This window comes from Criblamydia sequanensis CRIB-18 (assembly GCF_000750955.1).
GTDB classification, from domain to species: domain Bacteria; phylum Chlamydiota; class Chlamydiia; order Chlamydiales; family Criblamydiaceae; genus Criblamydia; species Criblamydia sequanensis.
In genome coordinates, this window is sequence record NZ_CCEJ010000001.1 from 239,932 (window position 1) to 262,185 (window position 22,254).

The 22,254-nt window shown below is 38.7% G+C and carries 18 protein-coding genes; 13 read left to right on the plus strand and 5 right to left on the minus strand.

Annotated features, from left to right (window positions below; translation table 11 throughout):
* Positions 1-45: 45 nt before the first annotated feature.
* Complete coding sequence (locus CSEC_RS00965; protein ID WP_041016531.1) at positions 46-2,544, minus strand: FHA domain-containing protein; 2,499 nt, start codon at positions 2,542-2,544, stop codon at positions 46-48.
* 505 nt (positions 2,545-3,049) lie between these two features.
* Here CSEC_RS00965 and pgtP point away from each other — a divergent pair.
* The 5 genes from pgtP to CSEC_RS00990 all read left to right on the plus strand — a co-directional run bounded on the left by pgtP (position 3,050) and on the right by CSEC_RS00990 (position 10,651).
* Positions 3,050-4,432, plus strand: a complete 1,383-nt coding sequence (gene pgtP / locus CSEC_RS00970; RefSeq protein ID WP_041016532.1) for a phosphoglycerate transporter protein PgtP — start codon at positions 3,050-3,052, stop codon at positions 4,430-4,432.
* A 110-nt stretch (positions 4,433-4,542) separates the two neighbouring features.
* A complete protein-coding gene (dnaE, locus tag CSEC_RS00975; protein ID WP_237559186.1) occupies positions 4,543-8,337 on the plus strand; it encodes a DNA polymerase III subunit alpha in 3,795 nt (1,264 codons plus the stop codon).
* Positions 8,338-8,455: 118 nt separating this feature from the next.
* Positions 8,456-9,496, plus strand: coding sequence for a tetratricopeptide repeat protein (locus tag CSEC_RS00980; RefSeq protein WP_041016533.1), 1,041 nt, complete (start codon positions 8,456-8,458; stop codon positions 9,494-9,496).
* A 21-nt stretch (positions 9,497-9,517) separates the two neighbouring features.
* Positions 9,518-10,111 carry an LPS assembly lipoprotein LptE gene (gene lptE, locus CSEC_RS00985; protein ID WP_161780937.1) on the plus strand — a complete coding sequence of 198 codons (594 nt, stop codon included), beginning with the start codon at positions 9,518-9,520 and terminating at the stop codon, positions 10,109-10,111.
* A gap of 120 nt (positions 10,112-10,231) precedes the next feature.
* Positions 10,232-10,651 (plus strand): ATP-binding protein, encoded by a 420-nt coding sequence (locus CSEC_RS00990; RefSeq protein ID WP_041016534.1) that lies wholly within the window; start codon positions 10,232-10,234, stop codon positions 10,649-10,651.
* 12 nt (positions 10,652-10,663) lie between these two features.
* Here the strand turns inward: CSEC_RS00990 and CSEC_RS00995 are convergent, their stop codons facing one another.
* Positions 10,664-11,080: a hypothetical protein gene (locus tag CSEC_RS00995; RefSeq protein ID WP_041016535.1), complete on the minus strand. Its 417-nt coding sequence runs from the start codon at positions 11,078-11,080 to the stop codon at positions 10,664-10,666.
* Between the two features lie 21 nt (positions 11,081-11,101).
* Between CSEC_RS00995 and CSEC_RS01000 the strand changes: the two genes are divergently transcribed.
* Positions 11,102-12,514 carry a D-alanyl-D-alanine carboxypeptidase family protein gene (locus tag CSEC_RS01000; protein ID WP_237559187.1) on the plus strand — a complete coding sequence of 471 codons (1,413 nt, stop codon included), beginning with the start codon at positions 11,102-11,104 and terminating at the stop codon, positions 12,512-12,514.
* On the opposite strand, the gene rsmA is transcribed toward CSEC_RS01000, so the two are convergent.
* The 3 genes from rsmA to CSEC_RS01015 form a co-directional block, all read right to left on the minus strand.
* Entirely contained in the window at positions 12,506-13,369 is an 864-nt protein-coding gene (gene rsmA, locus CSEC_RS01005) for a 16S rRNA (adenine(1518)-N(6)/adenine(1519)-N(6))-dimethyltransferase RsmA (RefSeq protein ID WP_041016536.1), read from the minus strand. The genes CSEC_RS01000 and rsmA overlap by 9 nt on opposite strands.
* 9 nt (positions 13,370-13,378) lie before the next feature.
* Positions 13,379-14,440, minus strand: coding sequence for a peptidylprolyl isomerase (locus CSEC_RS01010; protein ID WP_041016537.1), 1,062 nt, complete (start codon positions 14,438-14,440; stop codon positions 13,379-13,381).
* Between the two features lie 113 nt (positions 14,441-14,553).
* Positions 14,554-15,699, minus strand: coding sequence for an RsmB/NOP family class I SAM-dependent RNA methyltransferase (locus tag CSEC_RS01015; RefSeq protein ID WP_041016538.1), 1,146 nt, complete (start codon positions 15,697-15,699; stop codon positions 14,554-14,556).
* A 219-nt stretch (positions 15,700-15,918) separates the two neighbouring features.
* On the opposite strand from CSEC_RS01015, the gene CSEC_RS01025 reads away from it, so the two are divergent.
* From CSEC_RS01025 to CSEC_RS01055, 7 genes are all read left to right on the plus strand, one after another.
* Positions 15,919-16,341: a DoxX family protein gene (locus tag CSEC_RS01025; protein ID WP_041016540.1), complete on the plus strand. Its 423-nt coding sequence runs from the start codon at positions 15,919-15,921 to the stop codon at positions 16,339-16,341.
* A 220-nt stretch (positions 16,342-16,561) separates the two neighbouring features.
* The gene (lnt, locus tag CSEC_RS01030; RefSeq protein WP_041016541.1) at positions 16,562-18,229 is read left to right on the plus strand and encodes an apolipoprotein N-acyltransferase; all 1,668 of its coding nucleotides are present in this window, start codon (positions 16,562-16,564) and stop codon (positions 18,227-18,229) included.
* Positions 18,230-18,359: 130 nt separating this feature from the next.
* On the plus strand, positions 18,360-19,250 hold the full coding sequence (gene lpxC, locus CSEC_RS01035) for a UDP-3-O-acyl-N-acetylglucosamine deacetylase (protein WP_053331664.1): 891 nt from the start codon (positions 18,360-18,362) through the stop codon (positions 19,248-19,250).
* Positions 19,219-19,680 (plus strand): 3-hydroxyacyl-ACP dehydratase FabZ, encoded by a 462-nt coding sequence (gene fabZ / locus CSEC_RS01040; protein WP_041016542.1) that lies wholly within the window; start codon positions 19,219-19,221, stop codon positions 19,678-19,680. The genes lpxC and fabZ overlap by 32 nt, the downstream gene beginning before the upstream one ends.
* Before the next feature lie 20 nt (positions 19,681-19,700).
* Complete coding sequence (gene lpxA, locus CSEC_RS01045; protein ID WP_041016543.1) at positions 19,701-20,534, plus strand: acyl-ACP--UDP-N-acetylglucosamine O-acyltransferase; 834 nt, start codon at positions 19,701-19,703, stop codon at positions 20,532-20,534.
* A complete protein-coding gene (gene fmt / locus CSEC_RS01050; protein WP_041016544.1) occupies positions 20,534-21,466 on the plus strand; it encodes a methionyl-tRNA formyltransferase in 933 nt (310 codons plus the stop codon). Before lpxA ends, fmt begins: the two co-directional genes overlap by 1 nt.
* On the plus strand, positions 21,463-22,200 hold the full coding sequence (locus CSEC_RS01055) for a hypothetical protein (RefSeq protein ID WP_041016545.1): 738 nt from the start codon (positions 21,463-21,465) through the stop codon (positions 22,198-22,200). Before fmt ends, CSEC_RS01055 begins: the two co-directional genes overlap by 4 nt.
* Positions 22,201-22,254: the final 54 nt, after the last annotated feature.

Below are 22,254 nucleotides of genomic sequence, written 5' to 3' on the forward strand. Positions count from 1 at the left end.
GTAAAGCCGATTGAATGAGCTTAAGCCTCACGGGCTCTCAGAGTTTTAAGTCTCATGATTTTCTTGAATATGAAGGTCGTACTCTGAAAGAAAATAATCAATTTCTTCAGGGTCGAAAATCCAAGCTTTTTTAAAAATGGTCCTTAAAGTGGATAAACCTTCATTTGTAAACTCATCTTTAGGTAAACCTTCCCCCGATAGGATGAAGAAGGATAGTTTTTCTAAAACTTTGTTTCGAACTAGATTTTGAATGGCTAGGACATGGTAAGGGTTATCTGAATTATCTTTTTTAATAAAAAGGGATGCTTTTTCTATTTCAGCAAGGAGCTCGTTTAAATTTGCTGCGTTTTCAATATTTAGGATGGAATTAAGAGTTTCATCATCGATTCCATCGGGGATGGAAGTGCCGCTTTCATTGGCCAAAGGCTCTTTTATCGGCTGAGCAACACCTTTTAGTCCTGCAGCATCTACATAGGCAATAAACTCGGCTAACGCCATTTCGCCATCTTGCAAATAGAGTTCATGAAGTTTCTTTAAAAGGTGGTCTCTTGTCTCCAAGGTTTTTTCAAGGAACTGGTTTGAGAGAGTTTCGAAAATATTTGGAAAATCCGTCATTTCTTCTTTCATTTCTGATTGAATGATTTCAATTAAAGACTCTCCCATAAAGCTAAGGGCTGCCTTTCTTTCTTTAGCAAGTTCTTTCAATTTTAGAAATAAAGGCTTTTCCTCATCGATTTCATGTAATTGAAATGGGGCGTTACGGGTAGGTGCCTTATCGGCATAAGCAACCGCTTTTGAGAGTGCCTCTAAAGGTTTATGGGAGCCGACGCCATCTATAATCAACTCGTTTTCTAAGTCATCGCTTGTTCCATTATCGGTAGCTAAAAGTTTAGAAACGGTTTTTTTCGCGTCTTCGTCATAATCGAGGTAGGCGATAAGAAACCTTCTCTTCGGCATCAAATTTGAAAGAGCTTCCCTTGCGTTCAAAGCCTCAAGGCGCCCTTTAGTCGTATAGAGGATGGGCTCTTTTAGTTTGACAATGACCTTAAGTTCATCATGCAAACGTTTTAAATCGCTGATATTAGGCTCTTTAGCCAATTCTATCGCCTTATGCATAATCTTTTCACCGATTTGGGAATACCTTGGGCAGTTGTAGATTAAGTTCACTCCTTCTTTGCAGACTTTATGCAGATCTTCGGGGGTTGCGTACCCGTTGCTATTGTCTTTATCTGAAAGCTCGCTTAGGGGAATTATCTCTCCTTGATTAATCAACGTGGCTAATTCATCGTTGCCGTCTGGCGATAGGCTGTCAGGATTGATTAAAAGCCTGTTCAGTACCCTTAAATCTTTAATTCGTCTTAAGGTCATGGAATTGGAGTCCACAGCAATGGAATCAGAAGCTTGCACCCAGGGGATAAAAGAAGGTTCGGATTGCGCGATCAAAACAAACCTTGAACTGTCTTTACTTGTATAAATTCGAAGCAAGTACTTCCCATTAAGCTTCCCTTGGGAGTCTAGGACAGCAGAGGGTGGATGATGAGGGGATAGAACAGATTCAAGGCTTGTTTTAAGGAATTGGGGATCGGACCAGTTTTGCATTCTGGGGTGGATATGATTGACTTGCGCATACACTAAAGCTAAAGCAATGTCTGTCACGCTTCTTGCAGCTTCTATCTCATCTTGATGCTGCTTACTGGAAAGGTTGTTATAAATACTTCCGCCGATGATCAAAATGAGGGTAATTAAAATAATGAGAACGGCTGCGAAAATTCTAAAATAAGTATTTCCAAAATAGCTATTTATCGGTTCTGAAAAAAAAGACTTTTTTTCATCTTCACGATTTTTTGATTGGGCTTTTTCAGAAACGCCCTCTTCCGAATTGTCGGGAAGGTCCAAAATCGTTATCGGTTTAGCTATAGTCTTTTCTTTTATAGGCTCTTTTTCTTTCGATTTTTCTTGCTTTGCCGCGAAAAGTTCTTTTTCGGGCAGCTCTTCCCATTCCGTGAATAAAGATTCTATTTCTTCATGGCTCATGATGGGTGGAAGGCCTTCTGCATTAAGAACATCTTCTAAATCAAGATCTTCATCATATCCCTTTTTGATCAGACGAGTCTCGCTTTTAAAAAATGTTTGTTTCGGCTCTTCGAAAACAGATTCCGTTTCACTTGCCTTTTTTAAAGTTCTTTCGAGAACTGGAGATACGCCTTCTTTCAGGCTGGCAGACGGGAATTCTCTATAAGAATGTGCGGCAGCTTTCTCTTCAAAAACAAGACAGTGTTCACCTACTTTTAATACGTCATTATTCTTAAGCCGTCTTTTTCCAAAAGGGAGTCCATTTAAAGTTGCGAAAGGATCGTTTGCGAAATTATGAACGGAGTATCTGCCGTCTTGTTCTTCCTGAATTTTAAAATGAACCGGTTGAATGGTATCGCCTTTAAGAGCAATGTCAATTTCTGAGACGCCGACGCGCCCTATCAAAATTTGATGCTTCTCAAAAGAATAGATTAATTCGCCTTTTCCCGGATTTAGTGTGAGTTTAATCATGGTTTTTATTTCGGGTTAAAAATTGACCCTTTTCATATTAAGAAATAAGGCTTAAATCGATCCATCTTTCTAATAGATCTTAAGTCTTAATGGTTAAAATTTAATTTTTAACAATAAGGCTCGAATCTAGGTAAAAAAACTTGTAATTATGGAATCTTCTAGCACATTCTGTTTACCCGGGTCAATGGGAGATCCAAAATTTATTTGAGAAGTTGAGAATAAATGTTTTAGAGTAGAAAATCCACATTGGCGAAAGTTTTATCACAACGATTGCTTTTTGGTGAATTGTTTTTTTTTGAAGGGTTTTGACAAATTTAAATTTTATTAAATCTGTAGTTGTTCATGTTTTAATTAAATTTTTTAAATTAGTTGGAACTTAGGGTGAAAAAAAATATCAAACCTTGTAAACTAATGCCTTTTCCACCTTCGGGGTTTGAACCCAAACCTATATAATAGCGGATTTGCTAAGGGTTAGAGAGATTTTTTTAAAAGGGCGTAAGTTTCAATGAAATCATTACTCCAGATTTTTAAACCGGATCCCTATCTTCCTGAAATTGAAGATAAGACGGAAGTTAATCGAATGTACCATTATTGGCGCATTCGAATTCTCTACTCTATGTTTGTCGGTTATGCCCTATATTATTTCACAAGGAAAAGCTTCACCTTTGCAGCTCCTGGTCTTATTGATGAACTTGGCCTTACAAAACAGCAAATGGGACTTCTTGGAAGTGTATTTTCCTTAAGTTACGGGCTAAGTAAATTTTTAAGCGGAATTCTCTCTGATCGATCCAACCCTAGATATTTTATGGCCGTGGGTCTTTTCGTTACGGGAATATTAAATATTTTATTCGGCTACAATTCCTCCCTTATCATGTTTGTTATTTTTTGGGGGTTAAATGGATGGTTCCAAGGCTTTGGCTGGCCGCCTTGCGCAAGGTTTTTAACTCACTGGTACTCTCATTCAGAAAGGGGGTCTTGGTGGTCGACTTGGAATATTTCCCATAATCTGGGAGCTTTTTTAATCCCTTGGATAGTAGGCTTTGCTTTGGAGTATTACGGGTGGCGCTTTGCGATGTATATCCCTGGGCTTATTTGTATTGCCGGCTCCTTTTTCTTAATCAATAGGCTTCGTGACACCCCTCAATCGCTTGGACTGCCTCCTATTGAGACTTTTAGAAACGATTATTCCGGGACAACAAAAGAAGAAGTTGAAAATGAACATGAATTGTCGACTAAAGAAATTCTATTTGAGCATATTCTAAAAAACCCTTACATGTGGGTGCTTGCCGCAAGTTATTTTTTCGTGTACTTAGTCAGAACAGGAGTCAATGATTGGTCCACTCTTTTTCTCATTGAAGAAAAAGATTATAGCTTAATGGGCGCCACAGGTTCAGTTTCCCTTTTTGAAATAGGGGGTCTTTTAGGAAGCCTTGCTGCCGGTTGGTCTTCCGATTATCTTTTTGGCGCAAGACGGGGGCCTGTAAATGCCATCTTTGCGATCGGTATAGCTTTATCAATTTTTCTTTTTTGGTTTACTCCTGTAAACTACCCCATATTAGACTCACTTGCCATTTTCCTATTGGGATTTACGATTTTCGGACCCCAAATGCTAATTGGTGTCGCGGCAGCTGAGCTTTCTCATAAAAAAGCGGCAGCGACCGCCACAGGTTTTATTGGATGGCTTGCCTATATTGGGGCAGCCGTTGCCGGTTACCCTTTAGGCTCGATTACCCAAAATTATGGGTGGTCAGGTTTTTTCATCGCTTTATCAACTTGCGCTCTTTTATCGGCAGCGCTTTTGATTCCGCTTTGGTGGATAGATGATAAAAAGTCTTATAAGTTCCGACCTAAAAAGGCCGAACCTGCCATGCAAAATAAGCAAGCCTAAGGGATTCTCTTTTCCCTTTTGTTTTGTTTCTATAAGATTAAAGGTCTTATTTTTTATAGACTCTATAATGAAACGAACCCTGAAATTTATAATCTATTGTTTGAGAACCGATGAAAGAAATGCAAGATTTTGTACCGCTGCATGTGCATTCGCAGTATTCCATTTTAGACGCCACAGCTTCCGTTAAAGGAATTGTCAAGAAAGCGAAAGAGTTTAAGATGAGCTCTCTTGCCTTGACCGATCATGGCAATCTCTTTGGCGCTGTTGAATTCTATAAGGAATGCAAAGATGCGGGAATAAAACCGATTATCGGTTGCGATTTTTATGAAGCTCCCAACTCTAGATTAGAAAAAAAAGCCGACAATCGATATAAAGCCGCTTTTTCCATAACCCTTCTTGCAAAAAATAAAGCAGGTTATGAGAACTTAGTTAAGCTCTCATCCTTAGGCTATACGGAAGGTTTTTACTATTATCCTCGAATCGATTTTGAACTTCTTGAAACCCATAATGAAGGGTTAATTTGTTTGACAGGCGGGCTCGACAGCAGATTCGCGCAAGAGTTTTTTTCAGGGGGTAAGGAGTCTTTAGCATTAGCATTAAAGCGCTATCAAACGTTATTTCCGGAAGATTTCTATTTAGAGATCCAGCGTCACGCCATGACAGACAGTCTTTTAGTTAAAGAAGGAATGAAAGAAGAAGCGTGGCTTTTGCAACGCTATAAGGACTTTGAGCAAAAGCAAACCCGTTTCAATGAGGCGCTTGTTTCTTTATCCGAAGAACTTAAAATCCCGCTTGCCGCAACCAATGCAAGCCATTATTTAGAAAGAGACGACTGGAAAGCCCATGAGATTTTGCTTAATGTGCAATCGGGAGAGCCTTGTGAAATTCTTGAAAAAGATGCTTTTGGGAACCCAAAATTTAGAACCCCCAATCCCAAAAGAAAAGTTTACCCCTCGCACGAATATTATTTTAAATCAAAAGAAGAGATGAATCTTCTTTTTAAGGATTTGCCGCAAGCTTTATCTGAAACTCTCAAAATTGCCGATAAATGCCATGTAGAAATAGATTTTAAAGCAAAGCATTACCCTGTTTTTATTCCTCCAAGCTTAACTGAAAAGGAATATGGGCATGAGGAGCGTAAGGCTGAAGTTGAAAAATTTCTTTGGGAACTCTGCCAAAAAGGGATAGAAGAGAGATATAATAGCGAGCGGCTTGCAGCGGTCGCTAAAGTTTATCCGGGTCAAGACCCTCTTGAAGTAGTTAAAAAACGGCTTGAGATGGAAATGAGCATTATCGCGCCAAAGGGCATGTGCGATTATTTACTTATTGTTTGGGACTTTATCAACTGGGCAAAAAGAAATGGCATCCCGGTAGGTCCGGGTCGAGGATCAGGCGCAGGATCGATAGTTCTTTATTTAATTGGCGTCACAGATATAGAACCATTACGATTCCACCTCTTTTTTGAAAGATTCATCAATCCCGAAAGGATCTCTTATCCTGATATCGACGTGGATATTTGCATGGAGAGAAGGGGAGAGGTCATCCAGTATACTCTTGAAAAATATGGTAAAGAGAATGTAGCTCAGATTATCACTTTTGGAACGATGAAGGCCAAGATGGTGATTAAAGATGTGGGACGCGTCTTGAGTGTGCCCTTGGCTAAAGTGAACGAGATAGCCAAATTAATTCCGGATGACTTAAATATCACCCTCGATGGGGCTCTCGAAAAAGACCCTGACCTCAAAAAATTATATGAAGTTGATGAAGAAGCCAAAAGAATTATTGACATCGGTAAAAGACTTGAAGGCTCCATAAGAAATACCGGCATTCACGCTGCCGGCATTATTGTGTCTCATGAACCTTTAACAGAGCACATCCCTATTTGCCTTTCTAAGGATTCGGATATGCCGGTGACCCAATATTCCATGAAACCTGTTGAACAAGTCGGAATGTTGAAAATCGACTTTCTCGGTTTAAAGACCTTGACGGCTATTCAATATTGTGTTGAAGCCATTCAGCAAAATCAAAATGTCTTAATTGATTGGGTCAATCTGCCATTAGATAATAAGGCAACTTTCGATCTATTAAACCAGGGAAAAACCCTTGGCATATTCCAGCTTGAATCCGGAGGCATGCAAGACCTTTCAAGGCAGCTTCATTTGGACCGATTTGAAGAAATCATTGCGGTAGGAGCCCTCTACCGCCCGGGTCCTATGGATATGATTCCTTCCTTTATCAACCGAAAGCATGGCAAAGAACCCATCGAGTATGACCACGATTGGATGAGAACAATTCTGGATGAGACCTATGGAATTATGGTCTACCAAGAGCAAGTCATGCAAATTGCGAGTGCTCTTGCAAAGTATTCTCTTGGCGAAGGAGATGTTCTGCGTAGGGCAATGGGTAAAAAAGATCATGCCGAAATGGCAAAACAGAGGGAAAAATTTCGGCAAGGCGCTCTTGAAAATGGGATTAGCGAGGAAATAGCGACCCGAATTTTCGATAAAATGGAAAAATTCGCCTCCTACGGTTTTAATAAGTCTCATGCTGCAGCTTATGGGTATCTCTCATATGCGACGGCTTTTTTTAAAGCCAATTATCCAAGAGAGTGGATGGCATCGCTTCTTACTTGCGATAGCGCCGATATTACTAAAGTTGCTAAATTCATTGGCGAGTGTGAAGCCATGGATATACAAATGCTTCCCCCGGATGTCAATGAGGCCGATAGCCGATTTACTGCGACACCCCAGGGGATACGTTTTTCGATGTCCGGGATCAAAGGGATTGGCGCCGGAGTAGTCGATGCGATTTTAAGAGAAAGAAAAAATAAAGGGCCTTTCACATCGCTTTACCAGTTTATTAAGCGAGTCGATAAGAAAACAGTTGGAAAGAAAGCGATTGAGAATTTAGTTGACGCCGGATGCTTTGATTTCACAAAGTGGAGCCGTGATGAGCTTAAAGAAAAAATTGAAGAGATGTATGAAAGCTCTTTAAAAGAAGAGAAAGACGTTAAACATGGAGTCATGACCTTCTTTTCCCTTTTGGGGGAATCTGATGAAACGCGGTTTTTAACTCCTCCTAAAATTACTCGCCGCACAAGCACACTTGATAGGCTATTCAAAGAAAAAGAGCTCCTTGGATTCTTTTTAACGGGCCATCCGATGGATGATTACAGAGAAATTTTGAAGAGACTTTCTTGTGTTCCTTTTGAAAGTTTAAAAAGCCTAAATCACGATAGCATTGTAAGAACTGCCTTTTTAATAGAAGATTTGGATGTCAAAATTGCTTCTAAAACTCAAAAGAAATTTGCTATTTTAAAAGCCGGGGATGGAAGAGAGCATCTTGAAATTCCTGTTTGGGCGGATCTCTATGAAGAAAAGCAATCGCATCTTAAAGTAAATGCGTTGATTTATGCTGTGATCCACGTAGAACAACAGCCTGCATTTAGACTTAGCATTAAATGGCTGGACGATTTAATGAGAGCTGATGAAGCGATGATCCTTTCTTGCGATGAAGCCTTTGATCGGGCAAAACATCAAGTGGAGCGTTTTGCAAAATTACGGGCTCTTGATAAAAGTGAAAACAAAAAAGAATCGGCTTCTTCAACGAAAAACGATTCGCCTCCAAAAAATAAAGCCAAACCGGGTCCCTCTATGAGTTCAAAATTAAAATTTAATTTACTGCTAGATGTTGATAAGATTCGTTTTAGCGAAGTTTTGAAATTGAAAGAATTAATAAGAGAGGCTCCGAGTGGGGTTTTATCTCGTATTGATTTTTTGAAAAATAAGCAAGTGATGGCTCACTTGCACTTACACGGCAATGTTTTTGAAGGCAGGATGACAGAATTTGAAGAGCGAGTCAAAGAGCTCTTCCCAGAGTGTCAATTTGTTGCCGAAAAATGTTAAGGAGTTTTTTAAAAAATTTCGAACAAAAGATCGATACTTAATTTTTAATCTTGTACCCTTTGCAAGAAGAAATTATACTTTATTCCAAGTGTGATAATCTTTATCAATGAGTTAAAAAATGAAATTTGGATTCAAGCTTTGTTTAATTCCGGTTCTCTTATTAAGCGCCTCTAGGATTTTTTGCGACCCGGCAAGACCTTCGTTTTACGAAGAGATTCTAAGCAGAAAGCCGAAAGCTCAAATTTGTGCGGGCGAGCTTTGCTTATTAGGCACAAATGCTTATGAGAATGGAAGATGGAACGAGGCAATTAAATGTTATCGAACGCTTGCTTTCTATTATCCCAAGGATATTTCTGCAAAAAATGTCTGGTTTTACATCGGAGTTTCCTACTTTGAAATGGGGGAATATGAAAAAGCTTGCGAAGCTTTTGATAAACATCTTGAATCTGAGGAAGCCTCCTATTTTGATGCTGTTATCGATTATAAATTTTATATAGCCGAACAATACCGTACAGGTTTAAAAAAGAGGCCTTTTGGACTAAAGCATGTTCCAAGATTTGCTCCTTCAGGTGATGCAGCGCTCGAGCTTTATGACAACATTATCGAAATTGCCCCTTTAAGCGAAGCTGCTGCAAAATCTCTTTTTAGCAAAGGTTGCATCTTAAGACAGGGCCGCGAATTTCGAGAAGCGATAGAGACTTTTAACTTATTTCTTAGAAGATTTCCAAAACATGAACTTGCTCCTGACTGCTATTTAATGCAACTTGCTCTCTATTATGATTTAAGCAGCGTTGAGTTTCAAAACCCCGATATCATCTCTTTTGCAGAACTCATTTTAAATAAATTTAAACAAGAATATCCAAGAGAAGATCGCATTCTTGAAGCAGAGGGAATCCTTTTATCTATCGAAGAAGCTTATGCCAGAGGTTTTTATGAAACAGGCATTTTCTATGAGAGAACAGGAAGGCCAATGGCTGCTGCCATCTATTATCAAACTGCGATTGATCGTTTTCCAATGACGAGAACCGCCTATGCATGCAACCTAAAGCTTAACGGCTTATCTGTCACTCCGCCGCAGAAAAAAGTTTCGGAATCGATTGAAAAAAGTTCTAGTTTTGAATTAGATGATGAAGCTTTTGAAGGTCTTAAGGACATCTAATTTTTAATAGGTATGCTTTTTTTGGGGAATTTAAAAACTTGCAAGTTGTTGGTGCATAACTTTAAAACATTGACCGGGATTGCGATCTTGTCTTTTGTTTTAGTCTCCTGCGGGTATCGATTTGGAGAAGCTCCAATACCTTGCCAGTATGCAACCATATCCGTTCCGTATATTATTAATGATTCTGACGGCTATTTGACTCAGTCTGTTATCCGTGCCATAAGTGAAAGACAGGGCCCTCGTTATAGTCAGTGTACGGGAGATCTTATTCTTAAAGTCGAAATCATAGATTTATGTGAAGAAAACATTGGCTTCCGCTATGATCGCAATCGAAAAAATAAACTCACTAGAACTATTATTCCAACCGAGGGAAGAGCGATTGCCATAGTTGAGGTTGAGCTTATTGATGCTTTAAGGTCGGCAACAATACTCGGCCCCGTTCGCATCACAGAAACTTTAGACTATGATCACGATTATTATGAAAGTAGAGGCGGTGTAAACGTTCTCTCTCTTGGTCAGGTAACTGATTATGAGTCAGCAAGGGATGCGGTTCAAAGACCTCTTTATAGATGTCTTGCAAATAAAATCATTGAGTATGTTTATGAAAGCTGGTAAAGCCATATTAACAACGCTAATAAGAACGGTTTTTCCCTCTGGCTTAAGTAAATCAGCTCCAAGGGTTTATTAAATTGAAATTCAATAAATTAATAATTTCAGATATTTAGGTTTCGCTGAATGCATAAAGACTTTCCGGCATCTATAGTTTGTTTGCATGACATGCTTTCTACTATCCGGTCGGTTGCTTTAAATTGCGGCTTTACACCTGAAATTTTACAAAAAATTGAACTCGCTTCTGAAGAAGCCTTAGTGAACATCATCAAGCACGGTTTTTTAAATAAAGCCGGAACCATCGATATTTACTGTGAACCTTTTGAAAATAAAGGAATAAAAATTGTCATTTTAGATGATGGGATCTCTTTTAATCCATTAACCTACCATGAACATTTTCCTTGTTCGAATGAAGAATTTGGAGTGGGCGGATGGGGAATTATGATCATTTTAAATGCGATGGATCATGTGGAATATAAAAGAGAAAATAATATGAATTGCTTAACTCTTGTTAAGTTTTTTTCAATGGAAAATTCTATTAATTAAATTAAAAGAAGTCTAATAATAGTTCTGTATATTTGTTAGCACGTTTTCATTTTCTTCGATATCACTTATAAATTTATCCAGAATAGAAAGAACTAAATGAGACGTATTATAAGCGCCGACACATTTAAAGCAAATTTCAGGATGGAGACTTTCCCGTCCGTTTAGAGCAATCAATGTATAAGACACTGAAATACCTTGCTCAATGAAAGGGACAATCCAAACCACGAAATCTTGATTCACAAGCAGGATTTTATCCGGGTTTTCAATCACATGAAATATTCGATTTGAAGAATCCTTAGCTTCAAAATCCAGAAGTCCAAAATCTAAGAGCAGTTTTAGATCTACTTGAACGATTCCTTCAGGAAGCCATCTGTTTATTTGATTCCAATATTGTTTGAAACAATGTTCGAGTTCAATAATATTATCCATATGAACCTTCGGTTAACTTTCGTGAATTTACCTCATATGAAGCAACATTCATGCCATGAGCTTAAAATTGGTCAAGATTGGATAATAAGAAGATTTTTTTCTTTTATTCTTTACGGATTCTTAACCTTTTTTCCTGGGGCTCTTTTTCCTGAACCCCTAAACATTGAGGTTAAAGCTGATTCAGCAATTCTTATAAATGCCGATACCGGGGCTATACTTTTTGAAAAAAACGGAAGGAAACAACAATTTCCGGCAAGTATTACCAAAATTGCCACCTGTTTTTATACCCTTCAACAATTTGAAGATAAGCTAGATGTAGAAGTGACAGCTGAAGCTGAGGCCATTTCGACAGTGACAGACGTAGCTAAAAGAAAAAGCCGCTATACTCTTCCTGCTTGGTGGCTTGAAACTTCCTCCTCGCATATCGGATTAAAAAAAGGGGAAGTATTAACCCTTGAAGATCTGCTTTATGGAATGATGATAGCATCCGGCAATGATGCATCCAATGTCATCGCCCAATTTATTAGCGGAACTATTCCTCTTTTTATGGAAGAGGTGAATCTGTTTCTTAAGAAATTGGGATGTACGGATACCCATTTTTGCAACCCTCATGGTTTGCATCACCCTAAGCATGTCACAACAGCCTACGACATGGCTCTTATGACAAAGGAGGCTTTAAAAAATAGCAACTTTAGAAAAATTGTAAAGACCTCTCGCTACACAAAACCGAAAACTAATAAACAACCCTCAAGTGTACTTTTGCAGACAAATAAACTTCTTCGCAAGGATAAGAAGCAGTTCTACTATCCAAAAGCGATAGGTGTTAAGACAGGCTTTACTTCGGATGCTCAAAATACGCTTGTAGCGGCAGCAGAGAAAGATGGCAGATGTTTAATAGCGGTCCTTTTAAAGACAAAAGAACGTGACGATATATTTATTGATGCTAAAAAACTTTTTGAAGCGGCTTTCTCCCAGCCAAAGCTTCAAAAAACTCTTTTAAAGTCCGGCTCGCAAAAAGGTTTACTCCTTAAAGGGGCCAAGCAAACTCTGATTCCCTATATCCAGAAAGATGTCAAAATGGAATATTATCCGGCCGAAGAGCCTAACTTAAGCTGTAAGATGCATCTTAAGAAAGACCTTTTTCCACCGATTGAAAAAGGTTCTGTGATAGGGGAGATTCAAATTTTGAATAAAGGGGAAGTTTCTCTTCTTTCTGTTCCGGTTTATGCAAAAGAAAGGGTGGACTTAAGTCTATCTTCTTCAGTTAAGAATTTTTTCTTTTCAAGAAAATCGAAAGAAGACAAGGTGGCTTCTTCTCTTTCTCTTATTACTTTTTTTAAATGGCTTCTTAGCCTTTCCCTAATGATTGGAATACCTCTTGGGCTATATTCTCTTTATAAAAAAAGTAATAGCCCTACACGTAATCTAGGGTAAAGGGAATTCTTTTTTTACCGATTGATAAAGATTTAGAAAATCTTGAAGTGATAAATTTTCAGGTCTAGACAATTCATTGATCCCTATGGAGATCAAAGCTTGGTTCCAGTCTACATGAGGGAAAAGAGACTTAAGGCTTGTTCTTAACATTTTTCGCCTCTGCGAGAAGCCCCCTCGTACGATCTGAAAAAACATTTCTTGCTCTTCAACTGAAGTTAAAGGAGGGTCTTTTAAATCTAATTTAATGACTGCGGAGTCTACAGAGGGTGCGGGAATAAAGCTTTGCTTTTTTACCTTAAAACAAAACGAGGGGTTCGAAAAAAAGTTTAAGAAAACGGTGATCGAGCCATATTCTTTTGTAGACGGCTTTGAAGTGATTCGATCAGCTACTTCTGCTTGAACCATGACGACTAATTTTTCAAAACAATCTTTTGCTTTCACATAATGGGTCAGGATGGGGGTCGTGATATTGTAGGGCAAATTGGCGATCAGTTTTGCTTTTTTGGGTTTGATGCTCTTTTCAAATGAAACAAGATCAAATTTTAAAGCATCTTCTTCAAAAACGGTTAATCGGCCGCCTTCTTTGTTTTCAGTAAGTCTTGGAAGAAGTTTTGCAAATTTATGGTCTTTCTCAACGGCATATAAGTCGACATTTTTTTCAAGCAAAGCTTCTGTCAAAACACCCGGCCCGGGTCCAATTTCAAGAATGACATCTCCTTCTTGAACATTTGCGTCTTCAAGAATTCTCTTTACGAGGTTGCCATCAATTAAGAAATTTTGGGATAGAGCCTTTTTTGCATGCAGGCCTTCTTTTTCAAGAAAGGCTGTAAGCTCGCTTGGTCTATAGAGGGGCATTGGACAAGCCTACTTCAGAGTGAATGGTTTAAAGTCTGAAGGAAGAGTGCTCTCTAAATCCTGCATGTTGATGTGCTGGCTTTGATAAAGCTTTTGCAGATAAGCAATAGTTTCTTTTTCTTGCAATTCCGCAAAAATCTTTTCTTTTAACTTATTTTCCATCTCGTTGAAGGGGGGCGGGTTGGAAGATTCTTTTTCAACAAGATAAAATAAACGAAGAACTTCTTCATTTTTTTTGTTTTTTTGCAGCTTGGGCAAACTGAGTTCTTTTGGTTTTAAAAGATCGAGGACGATCTTTTGCTCTTCTGAAATTTCTTTATCGGAAAGTTTTAATTGATTGGAAAAAGAGACCGTTTTAAATGAGTCTTGGAGCCCTTTTTGAATAAAGGCTTTTTCAATTTTCTCTTTATCAAAACCTTCTGCAAGATTGGTGCTGCGAATTAAATCAGCGGTTTCTTTGCCCCTTATAGGGTCTTTATCTCGGATCGTTATAATATGGTAAAGATAGTTGGGGTGGGCCTCAAAAGTGTTAAGAAAGCCCTCATAAGCTTTTTTTATATCTTGCGGCGAGATAAGACGGAGTATCCGGCTTTGAATTCTGGCCGCAATAGTTTTACGGATAATTAATTCTTCCCTCAAAAGTCCCTCAGCTTCTTGGTAAGACATACCCAATTTGTCTAAATTGGCGATGATGTTGGGTCCAAAAAGAGTTTGCATTTCTTGGCGTATATCACCGGCTGAAAGAGTAATCCCGATTTCTTTGCCGTCGTTTAAAATCAGATCTTTTTCAATGATTTCCTTGAACATATTCTTCCAGCTCATCTGATAGAACTGGAATCTGGCTTCGAGGGAATTTGCGTATTGAGGGAATTGCCTATAAAATAAAATGTCCATTTTTTTCATCACATCGTAGACTGTAACCGGCTTCCCATTAACGTTTGAAAGCACACGGTTGTTAACCTCGATATGAGAAGGAGGTTTTAAAAGGAAAGGGTCGTTGCTTCCGAAAGAACATAATAAAGGGAGGGTAGCGAGAGCTAAAATAAAAGAATGAAATTTAATTTTTTTCATAGGCCACTTTTTAATTTTATTTATCCTTGATTAGAACAAGTCTATTGTCTTTTCCTATCTTTTGGAAGCTTTATCTCTTGTCAAAGAGGAGCGTTTTCAAAAGGCCAAGAAATTTACTTTATTTTTTCAACTTTTTTAAATAAAGCAACAAATAAGCCATCCTTTTCTTTTCTTTTAGGAATGGTCGCAAATGGAGGTTCAATAAGCTCTAAAGGATAAGTTTTTAGAAAGTGAGCTACCTGATCTTCATTTTCTTCTTTTAGAAGGCTGCATGTCGCATAGGCGATAATGCCATTTGGCTTTAAATAGCTCAAGGCTTGCTCAAAAATTGTTCTTTGAAGCCCAAGCAAACGCTTCAAAGTCTCCTCTGTTAATTTCCATTTCATGTCAGGGTTGCGGCGAAGAGTTCCTGTTCCTGTACAGGGCGCGTCCACTAAAACCCAGTCCATTTTTCTTTTTAATTTTGAGAGTTTTTGAGTTTCCGTATTCTCTATCAATTGCGCATTTTGGATGCCGGCTCTTTTAAGTCTTTTTTTAGCTTCTTTAAGAGCGTGTTTTCGAACATCGTGTAAATATATTTGACCCTTGTTTTCCATAAATGGCGCAAAACAAAGCGTTTTTCCACCGGATCCGCTGCAAAAATCAAGAACGCAATCGCCAGGTTTAGCTTCAATTTTAAGACCGACTAGCTGGCTTGCTTCATCTTGAACTTCAAAAAAACCTTTTTTAAACTCCTCTAATCCAAATAGGTTTACCCTATCTTCAAACACAATCCCATAAGGAGACTCTTCCGTTTTTTGAATGGGGTATTCGTCAGACCATTTATCAAAAAGATCATCGCGATCTATTTTTAAAGCATTAGCCCTTATGCAAATGGGTGCCTTTTCGTTAAGGACAGACAATAAGGGGAAAAGCTCTTCTGTCTCAAAACTGCGAGACAGTGCTTCATAAAGAAATTTCGGGAAGCTGAATTTTACGTGATCCGGTAGGTCTTTTGTAAATTTTAACGCATCGATCCCTTTTTCTTCTAAAAGTTTCAGTCTTCCTTCCCAGTCGTTCTCAGAACCTAAAATGTAATCTAAAAGCCCTTTCCAACGCATCAGTGTATAAGCTGTATCTGCAATGTAGGCTCTGTCTTTAGAGCCAATAGCTTTGTTATTTTTTAAATAGTCTCTTAGTTGAACATCCATGGGAACTGTTTCTTTAAGAGCATTTAAAAAAGAAAGAAGGTGATATTTTCTAAAAGGGACGTTGATCATAAGGCCTGCAAATTATTTTTTAAGAAGTTGATTTTAAAGTTGTTAGAGAAATTTGACAAGAAATAAACAATTTTTTTTTGCAAAGGAGATTCTCTCTCTTTATAAAAGAGGGTATAAAGTTTAAGAAAACAGTATAAGCGTTTATCTTCAAAAAAACGATGCTTTACTTCATTTTTGTTTTTTTTAAGACGGGCAATCAACTTTAAGGAAGTTATAGTTATGACATGGATTTATTCTTTAGGCCTGCTTCTCGGGCGCATTTTGATTGCGTCCATATTTCTTATAGCCGGAACGCAAAAAATTTTAAATTATAACGGCTATCTCCAGATGATGACCTCCAAGGGAATCCCTTTTGCTTCAGTTTTACTTTTAGGAGCCATTGTTTTTTTACTTTTGGGAAGCATTTCGGTTATTTTAGGCTATAAAACAAGAATTGGAGCCCTGCTTCTAATCTTATTTTTAATCCCAACCACTCTTATTTTTCATAATTTTTGGGGTTTGCCAGCAGAAGAGGCGTCGCTGCAGCAAATTATGTTTATGAAGAACTTGTCTATCCTAGGCGGCCTTATTCTTTTGGTCTCTGCAGGACCGGGAGGATGTTCTTTTGATGCTTGCTTGGGAAGATTTTTAAGAAGGTCTTAAATCCTCTTTTTCAGAGACCCTTAAAACCTTTAAGGGTCTCTAATTCCTGACGCATCCTATCTTCCTTGCGGTTTTAGCCGGCAGATAAGAAGATGCAAACTTGATGGTTTCGAAAGTTGGAGAGGAGGGAAGTACACTCAAATGCTAAAAAAAGATCGAGATTTTTATTTACTATCCTTATGATGCTTCTTAAAGCAAGACAAGGATACCTTTGATTACTGTGTACATAAAAAGATATGCGCTTATTTTTTTAAGCTGGATCCTTGTAGCATTCGGACAGCCGGCATGGTTTGGATTTCTTGGGCCTTTAGCTGCAAGTATTGCATTTTCTCTTTTTTGGAAAGAAACCGCAACCTTTGAATCTTCTAAAAAGCGATTTATATACGGCTTTTTCTTTTTCTTTTTTGTTCAAGCCGTTCAATTTTCATGGTTTCTTTCCCATCCTTATTACTACATCTATTTTGTTTACTTGGCGCTTTTGACACTTTACGGGATTCAATTCGGCTTCCTTACCCTTTTAGTGAAAAAAAATTGGGTAGAGAATATCGGTTATGTTTTTTTTCTATCCGGTCTTTGGGTTTGGATGGAATGGTCTCGTCTTTTTTGGCTGTCGGGTGTTAGCTTCAACCCCGTTGGCTTATATCTTTCCGAGAATATTTTTTCTCTGCAAACAGCCTCTTTAGGGGGCGTCTATTTACTTTCGTTTCTTGTGATTTTTACAAATCTTCTTTTCCTAAGAAGTTTAGATGAAACTCATAAGATAAGACGTCTTGCAGGTTCTTTTTTATTTGCTTTAATCCCTTATTTCTTTGGTTTTTTTCAAATTTCAGAACACCTTCATAAAATCGAGCATGAAAAAGAAAAAAAATTAAACCTCTTACTTGTACAAACTGCCTTCCCCATTGAAGAAACGCTTTCCTTTTCATCCAAAGCTCAAAAGGTGGCTTATGTTATGGATGAATGGAAGGAAATAGCAGCCCTTATCGCTAAGGATAAAGAAAAACCGCTCGATTTGATTGTATTGCCGGAAATGTGTGTGCCCTTTGGAGTCTACTCCTGTCTTTTTCCTTTGACTCATGTTGAAAAAGTCATGACGGACGCCTTTGGAAAAACGGCCATAGCAAGCCGCCCTGATTTAGATGAATATGTGTTTAAAGTTGAAAACACAAGCCATGGGGCCTATTCTTTTGTCAATAATCTTTTTTGGATTAAGTGGCTTTCGAGACTTACAAACGCAAGTATTTTAATGGGTATAGAGGATGTTGAAGACAGAGGGGCGAAAAGAGAATATTTCAGTTCCGCTATCCTGGTTTCCGGAAATCAATCCGAGATTCCTCGTTATGATAAACGTATTCTTGTACCGATGGGTGAGTATATTCCCGGAGAGTTTCTAAAAAGCATCGCGTCTTGGTATGGTATCCAGTCTTCTTTTACGCCTGGGAGCGCTGCAAAAGTTTTTAAAGCCAAAGACACTTCATTTGGAGTTGCGATTTGCTATGAAGAAACTTTTGGCAACCTCATGCTTGAAAATAAAAAGGAAGGCGCTGAACTCCTTGTAAATTTAACAAGCGATGGCTGGTTTCCGGATTCCCGATTGCCCAAGCAGCATCTTGACCATTCAAGGATAAGGACAGTTGAAATGGGAGTGGCATTAGTAAGGTCTTGTAATACCGGGGTGACGGCTGCCTTTGATAGTTTAGGAAGAGAAATAAAGCAATTAGGCAAAGATTTTATTGATTTGCAAAATGAGAGAGGGAGCCTTTTTGTGGAGCTTCCCATCTATCATTATAAAACTTTTTATAGTCAAACAGGCGATGCGGCCATCTTGGGTTTCTCTTTTCTATCTCTCTTGTTTATAAATAAGGGAAGAAGAAAATTAAAATTATAAAAACTACCTGAATTTTTGTTTAATTGATTTTTAAGTAAAAATTATTTAAGATATTTAACCGCTTAACAAATTTTTTGTTTCTTAGTTATTTGACTTTAAGTAACTAAGCATAAATTGAGGAGAAAATTAAATGGATGAGCCAAGAGGGCAGCAAACAATTTTAAATGAAGCTGCATTTTCAGGCATTGGCATTCATACCGGCAGATGTGTTTCCTTAAAGTTTTGTCCTGCCCCCGAAAATACTGGGGTTGTTTTCAAAAGAATGGATCTCCCGAGCGAACCTGTAATTCCCGCGACAGTTGAATACGTCGTAGATACGGAAAGAAGCACAACTCTTGGCCTTCATGATGTTCGAATACATACAGTGGAACATGTCTTGGCTGCTGTCCGAGCGCTTGGAATTGATAACCTTATTATTGAGTTAACCAATATAGAGCCGCCGGCTGCCAATGGGGGATCGGACATTTTTGTAGATCTTCTTGAACAGGCAAAAATTGTTCCTCAAAAAGCTGAAGCTAAAATTGTTTCATTAAAGTATCCGGTTTTTGTCTCTCATGGAGATATTCACCTTGTGGCTCTGCCCTATAAAGGATTTAAGATTAGCTACACCTTAAGTTACACCAAATCCCAAGCGCTGCATTCTCAATATGGCTCTTTTGAGATCAACCCCGAAATTTTTAAAAGAGAAATTGCCCCTTGTAGAACTTTTGCCCTTTATGAAGAAGTCTCCCATCTTATGGATTTAGGCCTCATAAAAGGAGGCAGCTTGGACAACGCGGTTATCATCAAAGAGGATGTCATCTTTAGCAAAGGGGGCCTTGCTTTCCAAGATGAGATGGTCAGACATAAAATCCTTGATCTCGTCGGTGACTTATCTTTGGTCGGATTCCCTTTTGAAGCCCATATCGTTGCCATCCGGTCCGGCCACTCATCAAACTGTGCTTTAGCAAAAAAAATTTTAAATTCGATCACCATGGAGAATACACGAGATGTCAGCGAATGCTTCTCTTTTAAATGTTAAAGAAATTATGCAGATATTGCCTCATCGCTACCCATTTTTATTAGTGGATAAAGTGATTGAAGTTGATTTGGAAAAGGGTCGTATTGTAGCCCAAAAGAATCTGACGATTAACGAAGCCTTTTTTCAGGGCCATTTTCCTGAAGCACCCATCATGCCGGGAGTTTTAATTATCGAAGCTTTGGCGCAAGCGGGCGGTGTTCTTGTGTATCTAAAGGCGAATGAAAAGACTTCAAAAATTGCCGTTCTGATGAATATTAAAGAAGCTAAATTCAGATCGCCTGTGAGACCGGGGGATGTTCTAAAACTTGTTTGCGAAGGCATTCACTTCAGCGCAAAAGGGGGAAAGATAAATGCTCTAGCTTATATTGACGATAAAATTGCAGCTCAGGCTGAAATGGGTTTTGCTCTAGTAGACAAAGGCAATATCTAATTTTTTGGGAGATACTTGAAATGAATAAACGAAACATCCATCCGACTGCTATTATACAACCTGGCGCCCAAATTGGCGAGAATGTCACAATTGAGCCTTATGCGATCATTAAAGAGAATGTCGTGTTAAGAGACGGGGTAACGATCAAATCCCATGCTTATATTGATGGCTATACAACGATTGGTGAAAACACGACTATTTACCCTTCCGCTGTTATTGGGACGAAGACACAGGATTTAAAATATAAGGGGGAGAAAACATTTGTCCATATCGGAAAGTCTTGCGAAATTCGGGAATTTGTTACAATTAATTCTTCCTGCCAAGAAAATTCCGTTGTGGAAGTAGGAGATCACTGTCTTTTGATGGCTTATTGTCATGTGGCCCATAATTGCACTATTGGGGATTTTGTAGTGATGTCTAATGGAGCGACCCTTGCAGGACATGTCAATGTTGAAGACCATGCCATTATTGGCGGGATGACCCCGATCCATCAATTTACAAATGTTGGAACCTACGCCATGGTGGGGGGCTTAAGCCGTATAACCAATGACATCCCTCCCTATACAATAGGCGGTGGAATTCCCTTCAAGTATGGCGGCTTAAATATTATCGGTTTAAAGCGGCATGGTTTTTCCTTAGAGGTAAGACAAGAGCTCTCAAAAGCTTTTAAACTTATTTTCAGATCCCAATTAAAGCTCAAGGAGGCCTTAGCTGCTTGTGAAACGGAGTTGAAGCAGACCCCGGAAGTTAAACATTTTATTCATTTTTGCCACACTTCAAAAAGAGGTTTGATGGGGATCGGGTCTGAGAAAAATGAAGAAGAAACAGAAAAATTAGAAGCGGTTTTAGAATAATGCGAATTGTTTTTTTTGGAACACCGAACTTTTCAGCGCATTTACTTGAACACCTCCTTAAGTCGGGGGTTGAAGTTGCTCTTGTTGTGACAAGAAAGGATAAACCGAAAGGACGTAACCTTGAGGTGTCTAAGTCGCCTGTAAAAGAGCTTGCTGAATCCCTTGGGCTATCCTGTTTTTCCCCGGATAAAGTATCGGAGAAGGCTTCTATTGAAAAATTAAGGGAAATAGGCGCTGACTTATTTGTGGTCGTGGCTTTTGGTGAAATTGTAAGCCAGGAAATTTTGAATTTGCCAAGCCTTGCCTGCATAAATGTCCATACAAGCTTATTGCCGAAATATAGAGGAGCCGCCCCCATTCAGAGAGCTATTATGGATGGAGAAGTAAAAACAGGCGTCACTATCATGCATATGGTAAAAAAAATGGATGCCGGCGATATCATTTCTCAAAAAGAAGTGCTTATTGAAGAAGAAGAAACTTTTGGAGGCCTTGAAGAAAAACTGTTAGAGATAAGCAAAGAGCTCCTTTTGCAAACCCTCCTTAACTTTAAAAAAGGGAAGCCTAAAGCCATTCCGCAAAATGAAGCCTTAGTTACCTATGCTGCTAAAATCGAACTTGAAGACTGCAAAATTGATTGGAAGCTTCCTTTAAAAGAAACTCATAACCTGGTTCGCGGGGTTAATCCTTACCCCGGGGCCTGGACAGAAATACGTTTAAATGGGAAATTAACCCCCTTAAAAATATGGTTAACAAAATATTGGGAAGAAATAAAAACACCTTTAACTCGACTGACTATTGAAAACAATCGCCTCCTCATTTCATCTGAACAAGGCACCCTAGAAGTTTTAGAGCTTCAACTTCCCGGAAAAAAAAGAATGCGCACCTCCGAATGGTTAAGGGGAGCGCGTATACAATCCATTGAGTTAGTATGAGCACTATTTACACAGCAATCCCCTCATCCCCATTTTCCAGCTTTGGAGCTCCTGCTCCAATGGCCTCACCAAACTTGTCGGCGGCACCAAGCTTAATGACAAAAGTGGCAGATTTTGCAAAAACAGCCTTTAATTATGCTTCGATCTTGGGACAAGGCGTCTTTTTTGTTTGTTTGGGTTTACGGGACTTAATCGTTAGAAAAATTAACCCAATCCCGGATCATTTTTCCGCCCAATTAAAGAGTTTTAAAAATCCCCTATTTGGGGAGAAAGCCGCCGCAGGTTTTTTTGATAGCGCAGCTTATCCCTTGCTTAAAGGATCTTTATTTTTGGCTTCAGGAGTTTTTAGTGTTGCGGGAGCTGTCCACCAGGTGGCAGGCTATCAAGCCAACCTTTTTTCGGGCGCTATGAATGTTTTAGCCCCGGTGACCTTTGTGTTTACAAATATTCTTCTTTTCATTCAGTACGCTCGCGTGCTTTGCCAGACGCTTTTTTTACTGGAAACTGCAAACCCTCAGGAAAAAGAGCTTTTGGAAAAGATTTTCGCAAGCTCAATCACAGGGCTTGTATCGACTTTTTGTTACATCCTTTCAACTTTGGCTTTTATGTTCCCGCCTCTTACTGTATTGGGCATCATTCTTTGCGTCATCGGGATTCTTGGAGATACGGCCCATTTCGTCATCGATTTCTTTTCGGGAGTAGCCGAGGAAAAATTACTTAGCGGCACCCCTTAAAAAACCTTTAAAAAATTATTTATTATAAAAAATATTGGTTTTAGTAAAAAATTG